Origin of the sequence: Gynuella sp., assembly GCF_050297175.1 — a bacterium.
GTDB lineage: Bacteria > Pseudomonadota > Gammaproteobacteria > Pseudomonadales > Natronospirillaceae > Gynuella.
In genome coordinates this window covers 87,597-109,412 of record NZ_JBNKSF010000027.1, presented here as the reverse complement: position 1 = coordinate 109,412, position 21,816 = coordinate 87,597, and the positions used below count along the sequence as shown (strand labels likewise).

General features: G+C 45.1%; 19 protein-coding genes. 4 read left to right on the top strand and 15 right to left on the bottom strand.

The genetic code is table 11. The features are described 5' to 3' along the window. Positions 1–384: 384 nt before the first annotated feature. From ACQY6I_RS10295 to ACQY6I_RS10230, 14 genes are all read right to left on the bottom strand, one after another. Positions 385–1,371, bottom strand: a complete 987-nt coding sequence (locus ACQY6I_RS10295; RefSeq protein WP_428241402.1) for a carbon-nitrogen hydrolase family protein — start codon at positions 1,369–1,371, stop codon at positions 385–387. Positions 1,372–1,451: 80 nt separating this feature from the next. Then, complete coding sequence (locus tag ACQY6I_RS10290; RefSeq protein ID WP_428241401.1) at positions 1,452–2,051, bottom strand: 6-carboxytetrahydropterin synthase; 600 nt, start codon at positions 2,049–2,051, stop codon at positions 1,452–1,454. Between the two features lie 19 nt (positions 2,052–2,070). Next, positions 2,071–2,943 (bottom strand): hypothetical protein, encoded by an 873-nt coding sequence (locus tag ACQY6I_RS10285; protein WP_428241400.1) that lies wholly within the window; start codon positions 2,941–2,943, stop codon positions 2,071–2,073. A 26-nt stretch (positions 2,944–2,969) separates the two neighbouring features. Further along, positions 2,970–3,587: a GTP cyclohydrolase I FolE gene (folE, locus tag ACQY6I_RS10280; protein ID WP_428241399.1), complete on the bottom strand. Its 618-nt coding sequence runs from the start codon at positions 3,585–3,587 to the stop codon at positions 2,970–2,972. A gap of 45 nt (positions 3,588–3,632) precedes the next feature. Continuing rightward, the gene (guaB, locus tag ACQY6I_RS10275; RefSeq protein WP_428241398.1) at positions 3,633–4,787 is read right to left on the bottom strand and encodes an IMP dehydrogenase; all 1,155 of its coding nucleotides are present in this window, start codon (positions 4,785–4,787) and stop codon (positions 3,633–3,635) included. A gap of 105 nt (positions 4,788–4,892) precedes the next feature. After that, the gene (locus ACQY6I_RS10270) at positions 4,893–5,573 is read right to left on the bottom strand and encodes an HAD family hydrolase (protein ID WP_428241397.1); all 681 of its coding nucleotides are present in this window, start codon (positions 5,571–5,573) and stop codon (positions 4,893–4,895) included. 27 nt (positions 5,574–5,600) lie between these two features. Beyond that, positions 5,601–6,122 (bottom strand): phosphoribosyltransferase, encoded by a 522-nt coding sequence (locus ACQY6I_RS10265; RefSeq protein WP_428241396.1) that lies wholly within the window; start codon positions 6,120–6,122, stop codon positions 5,601–5,603. Positions 6,123–6,131: 9 nt separating this feature from the next. After that, entirely contained in the window at positions 6,132–7,124 is a 993-nt protein-coding gene (locus ACQY6I_RS10260) for an adenylosuccinate synthetase (protein ID WP_428241395.1), read from the bottom strand. A 128-nt stretch (positions 7,125–7,252) separates the two neighbouring features. Further along, positions 7,253–8,605 carry an adenylosuccinate lyase gene (purB, locus tag ACQY6I_RS10255; RefSeq protein ID WP_428241394.1) on the bottom strand — a complete coding sequence of 451 codons (1,353 nt, stop codon included), beginning with the start codon at positions 8,603–8,605 and terminating at the stop codon, positions 7,253–7,255. A 50-nt stretch (positions 8,606–8,655) separates the two neighbouring features. Beyond that, complete coding sequence (queC, locus tag ACQY6I_RS10250; RefSeq protein WP_428241393.1) at positions 8,656–9,339, bottom strand: 7-cyano-7-deazaguanine synthase QueC; 684 nt, start codon at positions 9,337–9,339, stop codon at positions 8,656–8,658. Positions 9,340–10,436: 1,097 nt separating this feature from the next. Beyond that, positions 10,437–11,765 (bottom strand): ATP-dependent protease ATPase subunit HslU, encoded by a 1,329-nt coding sequence (gene hslU / locus ACQY6I_RS10245; RefSeq protein WP_428241392.1) that lies wholly within the window; start codon positions 11,763–11,765, stop codon positions 10,437–10,439. A gap of 31 nt (positions 11,766–11,796) precedes the next feature. Continuing rightward, a complete protein-coding gene (gene hslV / locus ACQY6I_RS10240; protein WP_428241391.1) occupies positions 11,797–12,315 on the bottom strand; it encodes an ATP-dependent protease subunit HslV in 519 nt (172 codons plus the stop codon). 66 nt (positions 12,316–12,381) lie between these two features. Then, complete coding sequence (locus ACQY6I_RS10235) at positions 12,382–12,939, bottom strand: SPOR domain-containing protein (protein ID WP_428241390.1); 558 nt, start codon at positions 12,937–12,939, stop codon at positions 12,382–12,384. 177 nt (positions 12,940–13,116) lie between these two features. After that, positions 13,117–15,471 carry a primosomal protein N' gene (locus ACQY6I_RS10230; protein ID WP_428241389.1) on the bottom strand — a complete coding sequence of 785 codons (2,355 nt, stop codon included), beginning with the start codon at positions 15,469–15,471 and terminating at the stop codon, positions 13,117–13,119. 69 nt (positions 15,472–15,540) lie between these two features. Between ACQY6I_RS10230 and rpmE the strand changes: the two genes are divergently transcribed. Further along, positions 15,541–15,759 carry a 50S ribosomal protein L31 gene (gene rpmE / locus ACQY6I_RS10225; protein ID WP_044615990.1) on the top strand — a complete coding sequence of 73 codons (219 nt, stop codon included), beginning with the start codon at positions 15,541–15,543 and terminating at the stop codon, positions 15,757–15,759. A 195-nt stretch (positions 15,760–15,954) separates the two neighbouring features. Next, on the top strand, positions 15,955–16,896 hold the full coding sequence (gene mdh, locus ACQY6I_RS10220) for a malate dehydrogenase (RefSeq protein ID WP_428241388.1): 942 nt from the start codon (positions 15,955–15,957) through the stop codon (positions 16,894–16,896). A gap of 44 nt (positions 16,897–16,940) precedes the next feature. On the opposite strand, the gene ACQY6I_RS10215 is transcribed toward mdh, so the two are convergent. Further along, positions 16,941–17,555, bottom strand: coding sequence for a TetR/AcrR family transcriptional regulator (locus ACQY6I_RS10215; protein ID WP_428241387.1), 615 nt, complete (start codon positions 17,553–17,555; stop codon positions 16,941–16,943). A 103-nt stretch (positions 17,556–17,658) separates the two neighbouring features. Here ACQY6I_RS10215 and ACQY6I_RS10210 point away from each other — a divergent pair, with 103 nt between their 5' ends. Next, a complete protein-coding gene (locus ACQY6I_RS10210; protein WP_428241386.1) occupies positions 17,659–18,750 on the top strand; it encodes an efflux RND transporter periplasmic adaptor subunit in 1,092 nt (363 codons plus the stop codon). Continuing rightward, positions 18,750–21,812: an efflux RND transporter permease subunit gene (locus tag ACQY6I_RS10205; RefSeq protein ID WP_428241385.1), complete on the top strand. Its 3,063-nt coding sequence runs from the start codon at positions 18,750–18,752 to the stop codon at positions 21,810–21,812. The genes ACQY6I_RS10210 and ACQY6I_RS10205 overlap by 1 nt, the downstream gene beginning before the upstream one ends. Positions 21,813–21,816 lie beyond the last annotated feature (4 nt).

Below are 21,816 nucleotides of genomic sequence, written 5' to 3'. Positions count from 1 at the left end.
CCTGTTGTGGGTTGGACACATCCTGTGCCCCGGTCATTGAGTAATGGATATTCCTAAGGGGCTTCTGAAAAACAGGAATAGTTTTGATGCAGGTGAGGAAGCACCACTCACAACACCGCAATTCTCACAACACCGCAATTTACTGGCGTAAATGAGGGTGTGAGACTTGGGCTGACAACGTCCTGCGTGAAAATAGGCCATTTTTCAGAGATTTCCTAAATCCGCTCCTGGCGAACAGATTGTATATTTTGCTCTCTGACATTATTCAATGATTCCCTGATATCTGAACACGACTCCTCACCGTTTGGAAGGTTAGATTAGAGCTGGATCATTTTTGTCTGACTCGGCAGAACTTGTCTCGATTGCAAACGCCAATGTTTCCTATCATTCAGGTAGAACGCAGAGTTGTTCTGATGCTGTATTGATATCCAATATTGATCTACGGGGACTTCGGTTGATATGGAGTTGTAATACATCCGGTCTTGAGTAGTGTCCAGCGACATCAAACAATGCTTTAAATGGTGTTATAGCATCCAGTGAAATATCGACCTGTAGTATGTTGTCTTCACTATCGTTTAATTGTGCGATTACTTCTCCATCAGGGCCGATTACGCAGCTTCCTCCTTCCCCCGGCGCAAATCTCCAACCATCTATCAGTGTATGATATTCATCTGGAAGGTCTGAGTGCTGTAGTAGACTGGCGGATGCAATGACAAAGCATCGGCCCTGAATGGCGAATGCTTTGGCCATGGCTAGCCCCTTGGCTGGGTGGCCATCGGAAATAAAATCAGGAAATGGCCAGGCAGAAATGTGAATCTGAGTACCTTGGGACATCAACGCATATGAAGGTAACACCATATTGTGTTCTCCACATGACAGGCCACTGATACGACCATAGGGTCGCTCGAAGGCTGTCAGTCCTACTCCGTCGCCATCTCCCCATACCATCCGTTCTTCAAATGTTGGTTTGAGCTTACGATGTCGACCGATGATTTTGCCTTCATGACTGATGTAAAGCAGAGTGCAATAGATCGTACCTTTGGTTTGTCCATCAAGCTCTGCAATGCCAATCACTACATCTGTGCAAGCATCCTGAGCAGCTTTACAGATTTTATCTGTCGTCTTGCCAGGTACTTCTATCGCATTTTCCAAATACATTTTCATGGAGGTTTGCCATATACTGGAAAATGGTGGAGCGTGGGTGAAAAATGGATAGCCTGGTAACCAGGATTCTCCAAATACAACAATCTTTGCGCCTTTTTTTCCTGACTCCTTTATCAGTCGACAGGCTTTCTCTGTGGAAGCATCTTTATCGAAATAAACAGGAGCAGTTTGTACAATGGCGACATTCAGTGTATGTCCATGACTCATATGGAAATCCTCAGTGTTATTGTTGTTGGTCAAACGTTCGGGCCGGATCAGTAAAAATATTTAAAATACTACTTGTTGCATCAGGCAGGTCTGTAATAGGTTGATCGGGATTTAGGCGTTTCAAACCAATCTACCTGCGAAACTTTAATGCCGAGTTTTTCCATCCGGATGGTGGCAATATCAAATATCCATTTGCTTAAGTTTTCTGAAGTTGGCACAAAATCCACAATCACAAAGCTCTGATAGAATTCACGCTCCAGAGGCGAGTCCAGAACGTCGGTATTAAGACGATAGGCAACAATATCGTCACTGCCCGGTATGGTGATTTTTTGAAAAGACAGCTGGTGATCATCCACTGTGATGAATGACTGGCTAGTTGTGCTAATTGGATATGCAGTATTCATGATTTTCTGAAAATTTGGATCATGCCGATCAATAATAAATTTGTGATCCAATGAGTCATCCAGAAAAGTCTTGAGCCATCCAAGATGTTTGAAATCAGTAACCATTCCCCTGGTTAGGTTTTCGCCTTCCAGGAAGATATGCACCAGTCCTTCATGACCGTGCAAATGCCTGCACTTACATTGATCGTCGAAGTTTTCGCAATATTCGGAGTGAAGCTCCTGACTCCAGACTCTATGTCCGTAGCAAAGCGAAAACTGTTTATCTATTCTCCACATATGTTTTCCTTCAGTTCGATTATTTGCCGATGGCATTTTCGAAGACGGTATTTTGAATTCTATGGCAGTAGATGAACCCGTAATCCAGGCATTTCATGGCGACATCCTGCATCACACTTTTTTGCTGCTGTTCGGTACATGCCATAGGCATGATGTAGACTTCTACATTTCTGGGGACACCGGCACGGTAATATTGTTCCATAACGTACTGGACTTCTTGAAAGTCATCATCATTACAGCAGACAAATTTGAAATACTGGGTACAGTGTTTCGGGGTTATTTTTCGTTGCATTAAAGCGATTTCGGGTTTGATTGCTTTGTCAAAAGGCTCTCCGCTTGCTTTGAGTTTGGGACTGTTTGACCAGGTAATACGGCCATTTCGATTTTGGGCCCAGTCATCCAGTGCAGTGATAAATGTTTCGGACAAGGGAACACTACAGTTGGTTTCAATCAGTACATGTTTTATCTGATCAAATTCTGGTGTTGATAACAGGTGGGGAATGCTTTTGGCATGTAAGGTAGGCTCACCACCTGTGAGGCTTAATATCACTTCCTGGCCGGTGTTGGATTTCCAGCCATAAGAAGGAAGCACTTTGGTAACTTCTGCCGCCAGAACATGCTCGTCACCCTGATGCCAGAGGTGCTGGAAATCTTTGTGCCAGGAATAGATGCTGTCACAACCAACGGAGATTTCTGGTATTTCAGAAATGGTGTTAATGAGCTGCGGAGAAAACCCTAGTGCACGTTCGGAAGCAGGCTCAATATTGTCTGGATTGTTAAACCCCTTGCAGGAAAAATTACAACGGGTAAAGCGGATGTAGACGGTTGGGTGGCCAGACCATTTGGCCTCGCCCTCAATCGATAAAAAAACTTCAGACCACTGGTATTTCATACAATTCATGCCTGCCGGGTTTGTCGTTAGCTAACGCTACTGTTAAAAAATTTAAACAGTGTCTCGTTGCATTTCTGATCGTCTTTGAGTTCGCCTCTGGCAACGGTGGTCAGTGTTTTAGAGCCAATCTTCTGAACGCCACGCATAGACATGCACATGTGTGCTGCTTCGATGGAAACGATAACACCTTTAGGTTCCAGGATGTCCTCTATAGCATCTGCAATTTGTTCGTTTAACTGCTCCTGAATCTGCAAACGTCTGGCAAATACTTCGACAACACGGGCAAATTTTGACAACCCCAATACTTTACCGCTTGGGATGTAGGCAATATGAACTTTTCCATGAAACGGCAGTATGTGGTGTTCACACATACTAAAAAAATCGATATCTTTTACGACCACGACTCCCGTGGAACTGGAACTGAAGAGAGCTCCATTGATAACTTCATTGAGGTCAGCTTTATAGCCTTGAGTGAGATACATCATGGCTTTGGCATAGCGTTTCGGGGTATCCAGCAGTCCCTCGCGTTCGATATTCTCCCCTAGATTGTTTAGCATGCATTTGCACGCATCTTCGATACTTGCCTGGCTTGTATGATGACTCTCTTGAGTTTCTGTACGGCTGATATAGTTGGTATTTGTCATTTTAATATTCCTGATACATGTTGCTTGGCTGTTTGGTTTTTTCTCTTATTGAATATTTCGATAGATACCATCTTTGTAATCCGACTTCTGGTATGTATTGAAATGACGATCATAAATGTGTGGCTTACTTTCCTGATATCCGGAAGGGGTAATTTCTATAAACTCCGCCCGGCTATGAAATTCAGACAGACTGCGAGCACCGGAATAACTGAAGGCGGACCTTAGTGCGGCAGAAGCTTCGTTTATCAAAGGCGTTACATCTCCGATATATGGCGTGACCATTTCGATACCTTCAGAAGCGTAGTTATCCGGTTTTTTCCTGTCCGCCTGAACATTGGATTTTACTTCGCGATAGTGCTTCATACCCAAAGTGGAAAAGCCGTCAGATACTTTGAATTTTTGTCCATTTTTTTCAACTAAAGAGGCTGCGCTTTCGGTGGTTCCGGCCAGCATTCCGCCGAGCATGACCGTGTCTGCGCCAGCAGCAATAGCTTTCGCAATATCTCCCCAGGTTTTGATGCCTCCATCCGCAATTGTCGGGATACCATAAGGTCTTGCTGCAGCGGCACACTCGTGAATAGCCGTCACTTGAGGGACGCCTGCGCCGGTTACGATTCGGGTTGTACATACAGATCCGGGGCCGATTCCAACTTTGATGGCATCTGCACCTGCCTCAATCAGTTCTCTGGTGGCGTCCGCAGTTGCAACATTGCCGGCAATAAACTGTATGTCAGGAAAACGCTGTTTGAGCTCCTTGAGAACGTCAATTGCCTGTTGGGAGTGGCCGTGCGCAATATCGATAACCAGAATGTCTGCTCCTGCTTCTACCAAGCTGACAGATCTTTCTGCGTAATCATGATTGGTACCGATGGCCGCAGCGACTAGTAGTCTGCCTCTTTTATCCCGCAACGAGTTCTCGGTACTCACGGTTTTATTGTTTTTAACTTTACGAATTTCTTCACTCTGGTATGAAATTGAACACATACGATGAATAACCCCTAAGCCGCCAGCGGCGGCCATGGCAGTTGCCATAGCGCTTTCTGTACACCAAGTGGTATTGGCAGACAGGATTGGGGTATTAATCGTTACGCCGCGAACCAGCATCGATTCTATGCTGACTTCAGACCTTGATGTTACGTAAGTTTTTTTGGGAACAAGTAATACGTCGTCAAACGCAAAACCTTTTTTAGTTGGAATCATCTTATCCTTCTCCCGATATTACCTGAGCAAATATCTTTATGGTTTTTATCTATTAACAGTTATATATGCGTCAATTGAAGAATTTCATAAAATTTTTTCTGTCTTTTAGATAAATTTTAATATTTCTGAAAATCGATCAATTGTATAAGTGGCATTTTTCTTAAGTTGGTCATGCGCTTGATAAGCAAAAGAAACAGAGACTTCTTTTGCTATTTGCACATCATTTTTTCCATCGCCAATAAAAGCACATTCTGTCAGTGAGAGTTTATATTCTCTGGATAGTAGTTTTACGTAATCCACTTTTCCCTCGAAGTCAGATGGAAAAATGTTCCAGTGAGATGGTTTTCCTTGATCATCCCAAAATATTTCGACGGCAGAGCAGGCGTGGTTTATTTTTAGGTCTACCTGTGCTCGCTTGGTTTGATGAGCAAAGCCGCCAGAAATGATCGCGGTCTTGATGCCACGTCGATGTACTTCGGAGATTGTCTCTTTCACCTCTGGGTTATAGTCAATGCTGTACATTATTTCATGGAAAAGTTCTTTATTAAGGCCATGTCTGGCGAGATTGCGAACACTTTCGTCACACCATTCCAGGTAGCTCTTGTATACGCCGTTTTCCCATTTCTCGATGGTTTTTTCGTTATCGTTAATCGCATCCTCACCCAACTCTTTCATTAATCTAGACCAAAGACTATTGTGGTCGCTGATCTCTCCATCAGACATCCGGACGTGTTGTTTGGCATATATTGTTCCTTCCATATCTAGAAAGAGCAGTTTTATTGACATGTGAATTTCCCATTAAATAATTGAGTATTAAATGATATTGGTGGTTGGGGTCTGTTCATTTTCATTTAACAGTTCCCATGGAAATACAACCCAGTCATCAACTTCAGTTGCAAAATAGTCAGGATCTATACTGCACCCTTTGTTTTTGACAATAACGCAGGTTGTGACAGATGCGGCGCCCAGCTTTATCAGATATTCTGCTGCTGCTTTCAGCGTTCCACCATCCCCAGCTATGTCATCTGCAATGATGACGGACTTGTTACTAACGATGTCGGTAGACAAACCCCATTTAAAAAAAGGCTGGCCTCGTTGACTGTATTTGGTTTCTGAAGTATTTCTGAAAATCCCGATGCAGTAACACTCCTTTGTGTCCAGGGTATGCGCGAGACATTGTGCTAATATCAGCCCGCCTCTGGATATTCCAATGACTACTTCAGGTAGATCGTCACGGGTTCTTACCTGCTCAGAGAGATGTTGTATTTTCTCTCCCAAGACAGGCCAGCTGACCTTCAATAGCTGCTGTCTCTTCCAGATAGGTTCTGGTTTCATATGCTCACCTTATTGAGTTCGATCTATAATGTCAGTGGTTTTAGGGCCAGTGCCAATGAGAGTTACAGGGACATTTGTCATTGACTCCAGCTGATCAATGAAAGATCTTGCTTCACCGTTAAGTTGCTCAAATGCTTTTCCTGTGCAGTTCGGATCGATACGGTCCATGAAACAGAGCGCTATCTGAGTGGCAGAATTTATACGTACTGCCTGAAGCGCTGCATCCATATCGAAGCGTCCCACTCGTCGTTTTCTACCTGTTACGGTTCCGAATTCCTGGATGTTATGTTCGTTATCATTCAGTTCATGAGGAAATGGTCCATGACCGACTCTGGTTGGAAAGGTTTTGAATACCAGGACAACGTCGTTAATCCGAGTAGGCCCGACCCCAATATCTGCAGCAAAAGTGCTGGCTGTTGAATCTTTGCTTACGGTATATGGATAGGTTCCGTATAAGACTGATAATTGGAACCCATTTGTTCCTTCGACGTGAACACAATGATTACGTTCCAGGGCGGCATTGACCTCTGTTGCGACATCAGCAGTCAAAGGTTGTAAGGCACTCACCTGTGAAACCACCCTGGCAGTTCTTAAGGCTCTATCCATTAAACAGGGACCATGGCCGCTGCCAGTACTTTGGATGACTTTGGTAAGGTGGTCCTGTTGAGTATCCTGTTCGATGTGCTTCTGTTCGATCACAGAGGCACGGCTATCAACTCTTAGTCGATCACTCAGAGAGTATTTTTCAATTTCACCCAGTAAGACTTCAGGATTTATGAGCGCTCCTGCACCGATCAATAATTTTGCATCGCAGTTCATAAAACCGCTTGGAATCTGTCTGAGTTTATAAGTGTTTCCATTGTGTTCTACCGTGTGGCCGGCACCAGGGCCAAGTCCTGCACGGCACAGTATCTGTGGTTGGTCTCTGAGAGCCAGGTAGCTGGCAATCTTACCCTTACCCTCATCACCCCATTGCCCACCCGATATAATTGTGCATGGCATAAATTTTTCCTTTCAAATAATATTTATATATATGACATTTGCATTTGGCTAAATTTTTTTTCTCAAGTTGTTTTTATCGTAGACGGCCTTTAAACATAACCAATCGTGTTTGAACTATAATTTTTGTATCAACCCTTTTTGATTTCGTTCAACACATTTTGAGCCACTAAGGTTGCCTTTTCTGCGCAGTGACCAGTATAGTTTTCAGGCTTTAATAGCTTTTCAATTATTGATCCCGATAATGTTTGGGTTATCAGTACATTATTTTTAACAAGCATCTCGAATTCATCGCTATTTTTAAGATGAGAAAGGGATCTAAGTTCGTTGTAGGCAACTTGCCGGTCAATTCCATGTTTTATTAATTCGATCATAACCGCCTCTGCCATGTATTTCTGACCGAACTCACGTAGGTTTTGGTCGATACTGTCTCTATTGATACTAATGTCTTTAAAGATAAGCACAGCTTTTCGTATGGCCTCTTCCAATAGTACGCAGGCCTGTGGAATGATGAACCGTTCGTTGGCTGAGTTGGCAAGATCACGTTCATGCCAGCTGACCATGTTTTCCATTGCGGGGATGACCATGCCTCTAAGTAGTCTCGCCAAACTGCAAATGTTTTCACAGAGTACCGGATTTCGTTTGTGTGGCATCGTAGAACTACCAACCTGGTGTTCCAGCCCAAATGGCTCGCGCAGCTCATTGATTTCCGTTCGCTGGAGATTTCTGATTTCTGTGGCAATGTTATCCAGTGAGCTGGCAAGTAGAGCTGCGAAACAAATAAACTCTGCGATTCGGTCTCTGTGAACTATCTGAGTGGAGATATTACCGGCTGTGATTCCGAGTCTTTGCATTACTTTGTTTTCAATACTTATATCATCGGTCTCAATAGCTGCAGACGCGCCAACTGCACCAGCCAGTTTGCCAACAAATAATCTGTCCTTGAGTTGTCTAAAACGAATTAAGTGTCTGCACAGTTCATCTGCCCAATTGGCAAATTTAAAGCCCAGTGTAATTGGCAGTGCCTGCTGGCCGTGAGTACGGCCCATCATGATCAAGTCTTTCTGTTCGAATGCATGGCTACATGCCAGCTCACATAGCTCGGTGAGTAGACTTTCAAGTATGGTGCTGGCCTTCTTCAGCTGTATCGCTGTGGTGGTATCAAGAATGTCACTGCTGGTTGCTCCGAAATGGACATACTTACCGGCTTCACCACAGAGAGCGGAAAAATGTTTTATGACAGCAGCCACTTCGTGGCGGGTAGAAGATTCAATGTCGCTGATTGCTTTTAAGTCAGGATCATATCGTTCCGCCTCATGAATGATGATATCAACATCATGCTTGGCAACTTCCCCTGCCTCGAACAGTGCAATCACAAGTTCTTTCTCGATTTCAATATAGGTTTTGTATTTAAACTCTTTGCTGAAAAGTCGTCTCATTTCCAGACTGCCATAGCGACCTTCATCTATTGGGTTTATATTCATTTGAGCACCTGAGGTATGGTTGTAGTTGAATGATGTTGATAGTTTTTGTCTCAGCTTACTCTGCGATATATGGGGTCTGTCTCACCTGCTTGTTCAAAGCCTCTAAGTCTAAGCAGGCATGAATGACACTTTCCGCAAGGAGGAAATACACCGTTATAGCAAGTGTGTGAATATGAAAGAGCATCCATGCAGCCTGAAAACTCTTTGGCCATCTCAACCGTTTGTTTTTTGTTTAGGTTAATAAGGGGTGTTGCGATTTTTATGTTTTTGTCCAGAGCAAGTTCAATCGCTTTTTCCATTTGCTCAATATATTCACTACGACAGTCTGGGTAACCACCGTAGTCTTCCTGGCTTACACCGATAACGATTGTGTCGCATTCGTGTACATAAGCACGATTGGCCGCGACGGTTAAAAACATCATGTTTCGACCTGGTACAAATGTATTTTCAAGGCCACCTGGTAACGTGTCTGCGGATTCATATTGTTCAACTGATTTTGTTTTGTCCGTCAAAGGACTGATGCCTTTGAATATTTCGCCCATTCTAATAACTTCCTGATCAACTCCTGCGATGTCAGATATTTTTTTTGCGCAGTCGAGCTCGATTGAATGTCTCTGGTTGTAGTCAAAGGTAATACACATAACTTCATCAAAATTTTCTTTTGCCCAGTAGAGGCAGGTGGTGCTGTCTTGTCCTCCAGAGAGAACAACCAAAGCTTTTGATTTTTCTTTCATCTTGGATCCTTGTTTGTAATTCGGAATTTATTGTTAACGCATTTTTATAATCGGATAATTTTTTCTTAAAGACATTCGTACTTTTGTAGTAAATATTCCGGTTATTTATTTTTAGAATTAGATGGTAAGAATTTTTCTTTCTTTTTGTTAATGGATGGAAAATTTCACAGCTCATAAATTTTGATGAGTTTTTGATTGGGTGAGAGGGAGATGTATTGATCAGAAATTTACATTTTCAGTTGTTACATTTTTTTCCGTATATGGTTTTTTTAAATCTACGGAACTCTGGAAACAGAAGCGATTTTGAAGAGAGCGAGAAAGAGGGTCCAGGAGAACTGTAGTTTATTGGCAAAAAATGAAGAGTTAGGAGGTTGATGCTCTGGGCGAAGCTAAAAACGACGAGTGTTAAAATAGTCCATTTTTCAGAGATTCTCTAAAGCAATTGTTCGTTCACTTTGCTGACACAATGTTGCCAATTGGTTTGAAGCGCTGGCCGGTATTTGTTTTTTTTACAAAGTCGTAAAGTAAATTTTGTATGAAGTTTTATGGTTTTCGTTAAAAAACTAAGGTGTGGTTTTTTACTTTTTCTTGAATGAAAGGGATAAAATATGCGCTAGGAATCTTTTAGCATGTTGGGCGGAAGTGAGTTTTTTATCCAACAAACGAATGAGTTTGATTTTTGATCGTCATCCGTTTGTTGGATAAATTTTTCTGAAATATACGGTTGGCCAAAAAATCTATACATGCAATGCACTGATGTAACCGAAGTCTTAAAAGTTTCAGCTAAGGCGCCATTGTTTGTGATGTGGTCATAGCGGCGGTGATAGATTGTAAGCAAGAATAATTAATTTCTTGGGCGTGTATATCGGACGAGGATATCAAATCGGGAAGCCAGTCGTTACTTGCGTTGGTGGTTTTCTACATAAGTTGAAAGTATCTGTTTGTGCAGTAAGGCACTGTCATAGAGAGAGGTTTTTGTCTTTGATAGATTTGCGAGGGTGTTCGGGGAGTATGGCTGCATTCAAGCGAGGTCAGGATGAATGCCGCCCATTTTATAGTTGGCCGGCACTCAATACAATTTATGAGATTGTAGATGTTTACAGAATAAAGCGGCTTAAATCTTCGTCTTGAGTCAGTTCGCCAAGGACCTTCTCTACATATGCCTCGTCAATGCTGACTGATTCACCTGACATATCTGTGGCCTTAAAGCTGACGTCCTCCAACAATCTTTCCATAAGTGTATGGAGACGTCGTGCACCAATATTTTCTGTGTTTTCATTGACCTTGTAAGCCATTTGGGCAATCTGGTTAATACCATCCGCAGAAAAATCGAGGGTGACACCTTCGGCCCGTAACAACGCTTTATATTGTTCGGTCAGCGAGTACTCAGTCTCTGTCAGGATGCGTTTGAAGTCTTCAGGTGTCAGTGCTTCCAGTTCAACCCGAATAGGCAGACGCCCCTGGAGTTCGGGAATCAGATCTGAAGGTTTGCTTAGATGGAACGCACCGGAACAGATAAACAGAATATGATCGGTTTTAATCATGCCATATTTGGTGTTGACGGTGGAACCTTCGATCAGAGGTAGGAGATCACGCTGAACTCCTTCGCGACTGACATCGCCACCACTGCGTCCCTCGCTTTTAGCGACTTTATCGATTTCATCAATAAAAACGATGCCGTTCTGTTCAACCGCTTTCAGAGCAGTTTGTTTCAATTCTTCTTCGTTGATGAGTTTGGCGGCTTCTTCTTCTTTCAGAATCTTTAACGCATCTTTGATTTTCATTTTGCGTTTCTTTTTCTTTTGCGGTGCCATGTTGGAAAACATGCTCTGCAGTTGCGAAGTCATTTCTTCCATTCCGGGAGGTGCCATGATTTCCACGCCGAGTTTGATTTCGGCCACATCAATATCCACTTCCTTGTCATCCAGCTCACCTTCGCGCAGTTTTTTGCGGAAGATTTGCCGGGTTGAGGAGTCCTGCTTTTCCTCTCCAATACCTTCGTCCACACGGGCTGGCGGCAATAACGCATCCAATATGCGTTCTTCGGCAAGATCCAGGGCACGGTGTGAGACTTTTTCCATTTCCTGCTCACGGAATATTTTGATTCCGGTTTCCACCAGATCACGAACAATGGATTCTACGTCTTTGCCAACATAACCCACTTCGGTGAATTTGGTGGCTTCTACTTTGACGAATGGAGCATTGGCCAGTCTTGCCAGTCGTCTGGCGATCTCTGTTTTACCAACACCGGTTGGACCGATCATCAGAATATTTTTGGGAGTGACTTCCTCGCGCATGTCTTCGTCGAGTTGCATGCGGCGCCAGCGGTTACGTAGGGCAATGGCGACAGAACGTTTGGCTTTGTCCTGGCCAATAATGTGGCGATCGAGTTCAGATACGATTTCACGTGGAGTCATCTGTGACATGGGGTTTCTCTTAAGCTTGAATTCAGTGGGGTTAAAGTTCTTCAATCACTTGATTGTGATTGGTGAACACGCAAATATCGGCAGCTATATCAAGGGCCTTTTGGGTGATCTCACGAGCATTCATTTCAGTGTTATCGTATAGCGCGCGAGCTGCTGCGAGAGCATAGTTGCCACCAGAACCAATGGCGATGATGCCATATTCCGGCTCGACCACATCGCCATTGCCGGAGATAATCAGTGATGCTTCTTTATTGGCAACTACCAACATGGCCTCAAGACGGCGTAATGCACGGTCACTGCGCCACTCTTTGGCCAGTTCCACTGCTGCTCGTGTCAGTTGGCCGGAATGTTTGTTCAGGTAGCCTTCAAACTTCTCGAACAATGTAAACGCATCAGCGGTCGAACCCGCAAACCCTGCAATGACTTCATTGTTGTATAAACGGCGGACTTTCCGCGCGTTGCCTTTCATGACGGTATTGCCAAGAGAAACCTGCCCGTCTCCTCCAAGTACAACATCGTTATCACGACGAACTGAAACTATAGTGGTCATTCTTTTTCCCGATTGTTTGGATTTTTCCCTAAGTGGGGACAAAAACCGGGAAAAAAAGCTCTGCTATTATTTTGGCGTGACTCTGCGTTCCAGTGGTGAGAGTCTGGCCTCAGTTAAAATATCCTTGGCTTTATTCATTTTTGATCGATCCTTAATCGGGCCGACCATTACCCTATAAAAGGTCCCTTTGCTTGCAACGTCAATTTCTTCGACATAGGTATCAGTGAGTCCTCGGAGCACCAGATCGGCCCGTAGCTCGTTGGCATCAGCGACACTGCGGAATGAAGCAGCTTGCAGTATCCAGGCCTGATTTTTGGAAGGGGCACCGGTCTGCTGGTGTTTGCTTGGCTCGGGTGGAGTGACTTTGATTTTCTCCGGCTCCGAAAGAATTTTGTAAAACTCCAGTGCTTTGTTGGCCTGTTCCAGAAGTTCTTCTTCGCTGGGGCCTTTTACATTATTTTCAGCGTCCGGTTTTTTCTGTAAGACCTGTTTGATGGACGGTTTATTATTGGAATCAATCTGATCTGATCCCTGGACCTGAGTTAAGCCAAACAGAAACGCAGTAAATGCGCCTGCCAGTACCAGGGTCAGTAACCATACCCAACCGGGTATGCGACTTTGCATGACGGGTTCCTCTTTCTTGCGTTTAGAACGGGTGGCTGAATCCCTGGTCAAAAGTTTTTTTCTCCAGTCTTGAATATTAATGGTTGGGCGAACGATGTTTTTAGCATCAATCGAGCTTTTAGCGTATTGCCACAGATGTATTCCGGGGCGCTTATTATCGTTACTGGATGACAGGGATCAACTCAAATCATGCGGATCAACATCAATACCCCAGCTGATACCGGATGCCCAGCGTTGTTGTTCGATCACCTCGGCCAGGCAGTTCAGATAATGTTGCAACTGACGCCGGCTGGGGTGTTGTACGGTTAGCCAGAATCGGAACATGCCGGCGCGCCGGCTTAATGGTGCTGGCAGAGGGCCGGTAATGTGTAAGAAGCTGCCCAGATACTGACTGACTTTGGCTAGAAAGATCTGGGCATGCTCTTCTTTGCGGCTGTCAGCCCGGATCATTGCCATGGGTTGGAACGGTGGTAAACCGGCCAATTGTCTTTGCGGTAATAACTGCTCGCGGGCGTAATAGCCATAGCCCCCTAATAATAAGCTTTCAAACAAAGGGTGCTGAGGGTGCCAGGTTTGTATCAGTACCTGACCGGGTAGTTCGGCCCTGCCGGCGCGGCCGGCAACCTGAGTCAACATTTGCGCCATTTTCTCCGCTGCCCGAAAATCGCTGGCGAACAGCCCGGCATCTGCATCCAGTACCGCCACCAGAGTCACTTTTGGCAGGTGATGCCCTTTTGCCAGCATTTGAGTACCGATCAGAATCATGGCATCACTGTTATGTATTTGTTCAAGCTTGGTTTCGAAGCTGTTTTTCTGACTGGTACTGTCGCGGTCTATCCGTACCACAGGAGTATTAGCAAACAGTTGCTGCAGTCGTTCTTCGGTTCGGGCAGTGCCAAGCCCGAGAGGTTGTAGTTGCCGGCTCTGGCAGGATGGGCAGATGTGGGGAATCGGCTGCTGGTGATTACAGTGGTGGCATAGCAGGCGTGCGGGCTGCCGATGCAGGGTCATATGAGCATCGCAGTGGTCGCAGTTAGCTATCCAGCCACATTGTTCGCACATCAGTGTAGGGGCATACCCGCGACGGTTCAGGAATAGCAACACCTGGTGGCCGTTTTCCAGATGCTGACGCATTCTAAGCAGTAGAGATTCACTGATGCCGCCATCGACATTTTCCTTTCGTAAATCAATCAACTGGATATCCGGCCGTACTGCATTGCCGGCGCGAACCGACAGTGAGAGGTGTTGATAGCGCTTGTTATCCAGATTGTTCAGGGTTTCCAGTGATGGAGTGGCGCTGCCGAGTATGACAGGAAGATTTTGTAGCTGGGCTCTTTTGACGGCCAGATCCCGGGCATGGTAGCGAAAACCATCCTGTTGTTTGAATGAGCTGTCGTGTTCTTCATCCACAATGATCAGACCCAGTTCGGGCATAGAGGTAAATACCGCCGAGCGAGTGCCGATGACGACTCTGGCTCTTCCAGATTGTGCATCCAGCCAGGTATCCAGCCTTTCTTTATCGCTGAGTCCGCTGTGCAGGATGGCAACTGGTTGGTTCACGCTGCGACGAACGCGCTCTACAGTCTGAGGAGTCAGACCGATTTCAGGTACCAACAACAGAGCTTGTTGTCCCTGATCCAGGGCTTGTTGGATGGCTGCAATGTACACTTCTGTTTTGCCGGACCCTGTCACCCCTTCCAGTACCAGGGCGGCAAAGTTGCCCAGGCTCTGATGAATGGTATTAACAGCTTGCTGTTGCTGTTCGTTGAGTACATGACCGGGGATTGCTTTGGTGGTCGTGGTAGTTAACTCCGGCAACTGTTCGCTAAGTTCTACAAGTTGCTTGGATTCCAGGCCTTTAAGGATGGCTGGGCTGAAAGAGGAGGCTTTCAGTTCGGCTGTAGACAGCGCGCCGAGTTCTTGTAACAGCGCCAGGAGTTCAGCCTGTTTGGGAGATCTTTTCTGTAATTGCGAGGGTGATACGGTTCTGCCTTTGTGGGTACATAGCCAGTATTTCTGCATGCTTCTGTGTGCTGGTTGACCTTTGCGCAAGGTTGTTGGCAATGCCAGCATCAAGGCTTCGCCCAGACTGTGTTGATAATATTGGGCGGCCCATTGACATAATGAATGAACCGCCGGGTCGAGCAATGGGCTTTGGTCCAGGACTTCGCTGACGGGTTTGATTTTATCCAGCGCCTGTTGTGCAGGGGTAGTGGTTATCTGGGTAATCAGCCCGGTTTGGGTGCGCGAACCGAATGGTACCCTGACACGACAGCCAACCAGCTGAGCCTCAGGTTGACTGCTGCTGGGAAGGCGATAGGTAAAGGTCTGACGCATGGGTAATGCCAGGGCAACTTCGACAAAGCAGGCCTGTGGGGGGGGTTTTTCAGTTGTATCTGTTATGGACTCTGGTATGATTCGCGCTCCCAAAATCGGGCTGTAAACTGGTTGGGCAAGGCTATAGAGCCTGAGCGCTGTTGGCAACCCGATATAAACGAGTGCGGTACTTCGCTGGTTACGAAGTGGCGGCACATAAAACAGCCGGACCTGCTAACCATATATCCACAGGCAGTCGTCCTCACCTGATAAGAGATCAAGATTATGAGACAGGGCATCCATCCCGAATATCACAATGTGAAAGCCGTTTGTTCCTGCGGCAATGAAATGAGCATTAACACTACCAAAAAAACTGAAGTGCTGAACCTGGACGTATGTTCTCAGTGTCACCCTTTCTATACCGGCAAACAGAAAGTTCTGGATACCGGTGGTCGTATTGACCGTTTCAAACAGCGCTTTGGTAATCGCAAAGTCAGCAAATAAGAATTCAGATTCAGAAAAGGCGTCAACTATGACGCCTTTTTACTTTATATGGTCTGTTGAGTGCGCCTGATGGGAAATATTTTCACGACCATAACGTTTATTGACTAACGGAGCATTGAGGCGGACGCTCTACAGTTTACAATTGATCCTCGTAATTTCTTCTCAACTCACAATTAATTAGAAGGAAATTGAGAAATGGCCAGAAAAAAAATATCACTCGTAGGTGCCGGTCAGATCGGTGGAACAATGGCTCTTGTACTGGCTCAAAAGCAGCTGGGCGATGTCATGATGTTGGATATTGCTGAAGGGATGCCGCAGGGTAAGGCTTTAGATATCCAGGAAGGGCGCTCTGTCATTCCTACTGCTGCCAATCTGAGTGGCTCCAACGATTATGCTGATCTTGCAGGCTCTGATGTTGTTATCGTAACTGCTGGGTTGCCTCGTAAGCCTGGCATGAGTCGCGATGATTTGCTGGATGTTAATTTCGGTATTATCGAAAAAGTAGGTCTGGCCATTAAAGAGCATGCTCCTGAAGCTCTGGTCATTGTGGTTACTAACCCATTGGATGCTATGGTCTATGCCATGCAGAAAGTGACCGGCTTTCCTGCCAATCGTGTGGTTGGTATGGCGGGTGTGTTGGATAGTTCCCGTCTGGCCTGCTTCATTGCTGATGAGTTGGGCGTATCTGCGGAAGATGTACGTGCACTGGTTTTGGGCGGTCATGGCGATACGATGGTCTCTGTTTACGGTTCGGCATCTGTAGCTGGTATTCCTTTGTCTCAATTAATGAGCAAAGAAAAATTTGACGAGCTGGCTGCACGTACGGCTAAAGCCGGTGGTGAGATTGTTGCTTTGCTGAAAACCGGGTCTGCTTTTTATTCTCCTGGTCTGTCTGCTATCCACATGGCTGAAGCATATCTGCTCGATAAGAAGAGCGTGTTAACTGCCGCTGCTCAGTTGAATGGCGAGTATGGTGTTGAAGGTGGTTTGTACTGCGGTGTGCCGGTTGTGATGGGTGCCGGTGGTATTGAAAAAGTCATCGAAGTTGAGCTGAACGAAGAAGAGCGTAAAGCCTTTGATGTTTCAGTTGATGCGGTAAAAGACCTGGTTTCCTGGGTTGAGAATAAAATGGCTTGATAGACATCGTCTAACAGCTTAAAAAGCAGCTTCGGCTGCTTTTTTTATGGCTGATTGTTTAGCCTTTTCGCCAATGTGCTAATGGTTGTAGTGGCGATGTGAGATAGTTCTTCCGGCGTTTCTTTTTTGCCTTCAGTCACCCATTTAACAAGGATGGAAGATAAAAATCCGCTTAACATCACTGTAATATAACCTGCTGCTCTGCTGTCTGCGAGAATGGCATGGGATGATGCCTGAGGATGGTAAGGTATTCTGGGATCAGTAATACGGCCTTCAAAAACAAACTCCAGTGCTTTTTGGTCCTTGCATAACAATTCCTCCAATATATCCATCCGGTTGGCATTGATCAGACAAGCCAGCAATGAGCTTCTTTGCATCCATGATTTGAGGAAGAACAGGGGTAAGTCAGCAAATGGTTGGTTTTGAATTGCCATGAACTCATAAGACAGAGCTTTGTCTTCATAATCGAGACGCCATTTTAGAATATCTTCCAGATTGTTAAAATGTCGATAAAAAGAAGCCCTTCCAATTTTGGCAATTTTCGTTACCTCAATAACACTTATGGCATGCAGCGGTTTGCGTTCCAGTAATTGTTGCAGAGCATCAAACAACTTTAGCCTGGTACGAATGACCCGTTTATCGATAGTTTCTTGATACATATTAAAGATATTCGTCTCGTTAATAAAAATGCTACTTGACCCGTTGTGGTAAGGATTCTAGCCTTCTTTCCATTCCTTCCTAAATCATTTTCCTGGAGCAGTTATGCATCAGTTTAAATTGCTGCTTTTTGCGGCATTGTTGTGTTCCTTTTGTTCTTTCGCTACGGCGGAAGGTGAGGTAACAGCCTCAAATCAGACTCGTAAGGTCAAGCTGTATCGTGTTGAACAAAATGGCGTCGCAGGTATCAGAACATTTCCAGCTGATATCGTTTCTGAAAACAGTGCCAATTTATCGTTTAAAGTACCTGGTCAGATTAAATCCTTGAGCATTAAAAAGGGTGAAATGGTTAGAAAAGGTCAGGTATTGGCGACGCTTGATGATACAGATTACCGTGTTCAGATGGATAGTGCCAACGCCAGTTATTCGCTGGCGAGTGCTCAGTATGAACGTATACGTGAAAGCGCCCTAAAGGCGGTTACGACTGCAGCACAGCTCGATGAGGCAAGAGCCTCTCTTGAGCAGGCTAAAGCTGCATTGGATAACGCAACCAATCAACTTGCATATACAGTGATTAAAGCGCCGTTTGATGGGATGGTGGCTGATACTTATCAGGACCAGGAAGAATACGTTGGTGCGGCAACCCCTGTTCTGACCTTGATTCAAGTAGAGCCCCTGAATGTAGCGTTTGATGCCCCCGCGAGTTTATTGGCGAGGTTGTCCGACCATGTCAAAGCTAAAGAATATCATCCTGCGGTTATATTCGATCAGCTGCCAGGCCGGACATTTACTTCAACTTTTAAAGAAATGACAACCATTCCTGATGCTGGAACCCGTAGTTATAGTATTGTTCTCTCACTACCAAAGCCGGCGGAAATCAACGGTATTGTTCTTCCGGGAATGACTGCCAAGGTTTTGGTGGATATCGGTGAACTGCTTGATAATGGAAAAATAGGTGTATTGGCACCGGTCGAATCTGTTTTCTATCGTCCTGGCTCTGAAAACAAATATGTCTGGTTATATGACGAGAGTACCCACACCATCTCTGCCAGGGCGGTTCAGGGCGATGAACTATTAGGTAACAGCATCGTTATTACCGAGGGTTTAAACAAAGGCGATCAAATTGTTGCTGCCGGTACCTATCTGCTTTATGAAGGACAGACTATTACTCCCTGGACTTCCATGGGGGATAAATAGTGAATATCGGTGAGTATTTTATCAGCCATAAAGTCACCAGTTGGATGATTACGCTGGTTTTGATTGTGGGGGGGAGTATCGCCTTCCTGTCTTTAGGGCAGCTCGAAGATCCTGAGTTCACCATTAAACAAATGAATGTTATCACTCAGTATCCCGGTGCCTCAGCTGAACAGGTTGAAGAGGAAGTTACCTTCCAGCTGGAAACAGAAATCCAGCAACTTCCGTATATTGATAAGATCACCTCCTATAGTCAGCCTGGCATGTCGGTTTTAGAAGTTGAATTTCAGGATACTTTGCGTTCTAAAGAAGTTAATCAGGCCTTTGACGAGGTGAGAAAAAAAATCCGTGATTTAGCGCCGTCTCTTCCCGGCGATGCGGATACTCCGATCATTGTTGACGATTTTGCAGATGTTTATGGAGCGTCGTACGCGCTTTACGGCGACGGTTTTACCGTGAGGGAGCTTAGTGATGTTGCTGATTATCTGAATCGGGAGCTTTCTATTGTCGATGGTGTTGCCAAGGTTGAAATTGCGGGTGAACAGATTGATCAGGTGGCAATTGAGTTATCTTACTCTGAGTTGAGTGCATTAGGGTTATCTACAGATACTATTGCCGGTTTGCTGGCTCAGTATAATGTGGTTTCTAACGCCGGATATGCCAATAGCGGTACGGAGAGGATTCGAATACGTCCTACCGGGGAGTTGTCTACCATTGCTTCGCTGGGAGAGTTAACCCTGGTGGGTAGTAAGGGGAATTCCGTCAAGCTAAAGGATATTGCTACGATTCGCCGCGTTGTCAAAGACCCTTCCAATCAGATTATTACCTATAACGGACATCCTGCCATCAATATAGGTGTTTCATTCGTGTCTGGTTCCAATGTGGTAGACGTGGGTGAGGCGATTCAGACCCGCTTGAAGCAATTGTCTGTAGAGCTGCCGGCCGGGATCACAATTGACCCTATATATGAGCAACCCAAGGAAGTTTCCAATTCTGTCAAAGGCTTTTTGGTCAATCTGTTAGAAGCTGTGGGCATTGTGATCGTCGTGCTACTGCTGTTTGTAGGAATACGATCCGGTGTTCTGATTGGTCTTATTCTATTATTGACCATTCTCGGCACATTTATTTTTATGATGTATTTTGGCATTAGTCTGCAAAGGGTTTCGCTTGGTGGATTGATTATTGCGCTAGGTATGCTGGTGGATAATGCCATTGTTGTATCGGATGGTATTCTGGTGGAACTCAAGCTGGGAAAATCGAAGCTTGAGGCTGCGGGCAAAGTTGTTAAACAGAACTTCTGGCCTCTGCTTGGTGCAACGGTCATTGCTATTATGGCTTTCGCGCCAATAGGTCTTTCTCCGGATAAAGTGGGTGAGTATGTTGGCTCGCTGTTTTATGTATTGCTGATTTCTTTGTTTCTGAGTTGGGTAACGGCAATTACGCTGACACCGTTTTTTTGTGATCTGTTCATGAAGGAAGAATTGGATACAGGTAATGGTGCTCCGCGTGAAGACCCTTACAAAGGGGTGTTGTTTTCGGTATATAGATTGGTCCTTAAGCATGCCATGCATCATAAATGGTTAACCTCTTTGGTGCTCGTTGTGATGCTGGCTCTAGCTGTTTTCAATGCGACTTCTATTAAGCAGTCGTTCTTTCCTGACTCGGCAACTCCGCTGTTTTATGTGGAACTCCGTTATCCTCAGGGAACATCCATTAATGTCAGTGAGAAGCAGGCAATGGCTCTCGAAAGTTATCTTAAGCAGGATGATTCAATTGCCTACATAGCAACGACAGCTAACCAGGGGTTTTTGAGATTTATGCTGACTTACACGGCAATGGAAATGAGTCCCAGCAATGTTCAGATGGTGATTAGAACAAAAACGATTGAACAGATTGAGCCGTTATTGGAGAAAATCGATAGCTATCTTAAGGCGTCTCAGCCGGAAGTATCGTTTGTTTTGAGGCGGCTGGCCTTAGGGCCATCAAAAGGTGCAAAAATTGAAGCAAAAATTGTGGGGCAGGACTCAGATGTGTTACGCGGAATTGCTGAAAAATATAAAGCAAAATTCCGTGAGTTTGATGAGTTGGTTGGTATTCGTGATACCTGGAAACAAAAATCCAAGGTTTATCAACCCATTTTTGATGAGGCAAAAGCAGCTGACCTGGGAATTACCAAAGAAAAACTGGATCAGGCTCTACTGACCAATCTTGAGGGTCGTACTGTCGGTGTTTATCGTGATGGAACGGATCTTCTGCCAATTATTATTACTGTGCCGAAGCAGGAGCGAGGCAGTATTGAACAGATCAATGATATACAGGTTTACGCACCATACACCGGCAAATATGTATCCTTCTCGGAATTGGTGACGGACTATCAGTTGATTTGGGAAGATGCCCGAATTGTACGAGAGAACAAACGTAGGACACTGACAGTTCAGGCAGATTTGAGTCTATATACGGATAAAACTGCGGATCAGGTGTTTAAGGAAATTCGTCCAGTGATTGAAGCTGTTGATCTGCCTGATGGATATTCACTGGAATGGGGGGGCGAATATGAAAGTTCTGGAGATGCTCAGAAGAATGTTATGGCCAGTGTGCCGTTGGGATATCTATTCATGTTCATTATCACCGTATTGTTGTTCAACTCGATACGGGAGTCCGTTATTGTCTGGTTATGTGTGCCGTTAACAATTGTGGGTATTGTCGTTGGTATGTTGTCATTAAATATTCCATTCGGCTTTATGAGCCTGCTGGGCTTTTTAAGCTTGTCGGGTATGGTGGTAAAAAACGGTATTGTGCTTATCGAACAGATTAATCACGAGTTGGCTGATGGGGTGGAGCCGTATCATGCTGTGTTTGACTCGGCTGTCAGTCGTGTTCGTCCGGTGATGATGGCTGCTGCAACCACTATTCTTGGGTTGCTACCATTGTTGTTTGATCCGTTTTTTCAGGGAATGTCAGTTGTTATTGCATTTGGGCTGGGATTCGCAACGATCTTAACCCTGTTAGCTATTCCTGCATTTTACCTGATCCTGTTCAGGGTCAAGGTTCCTGCCGATATGTGATTTC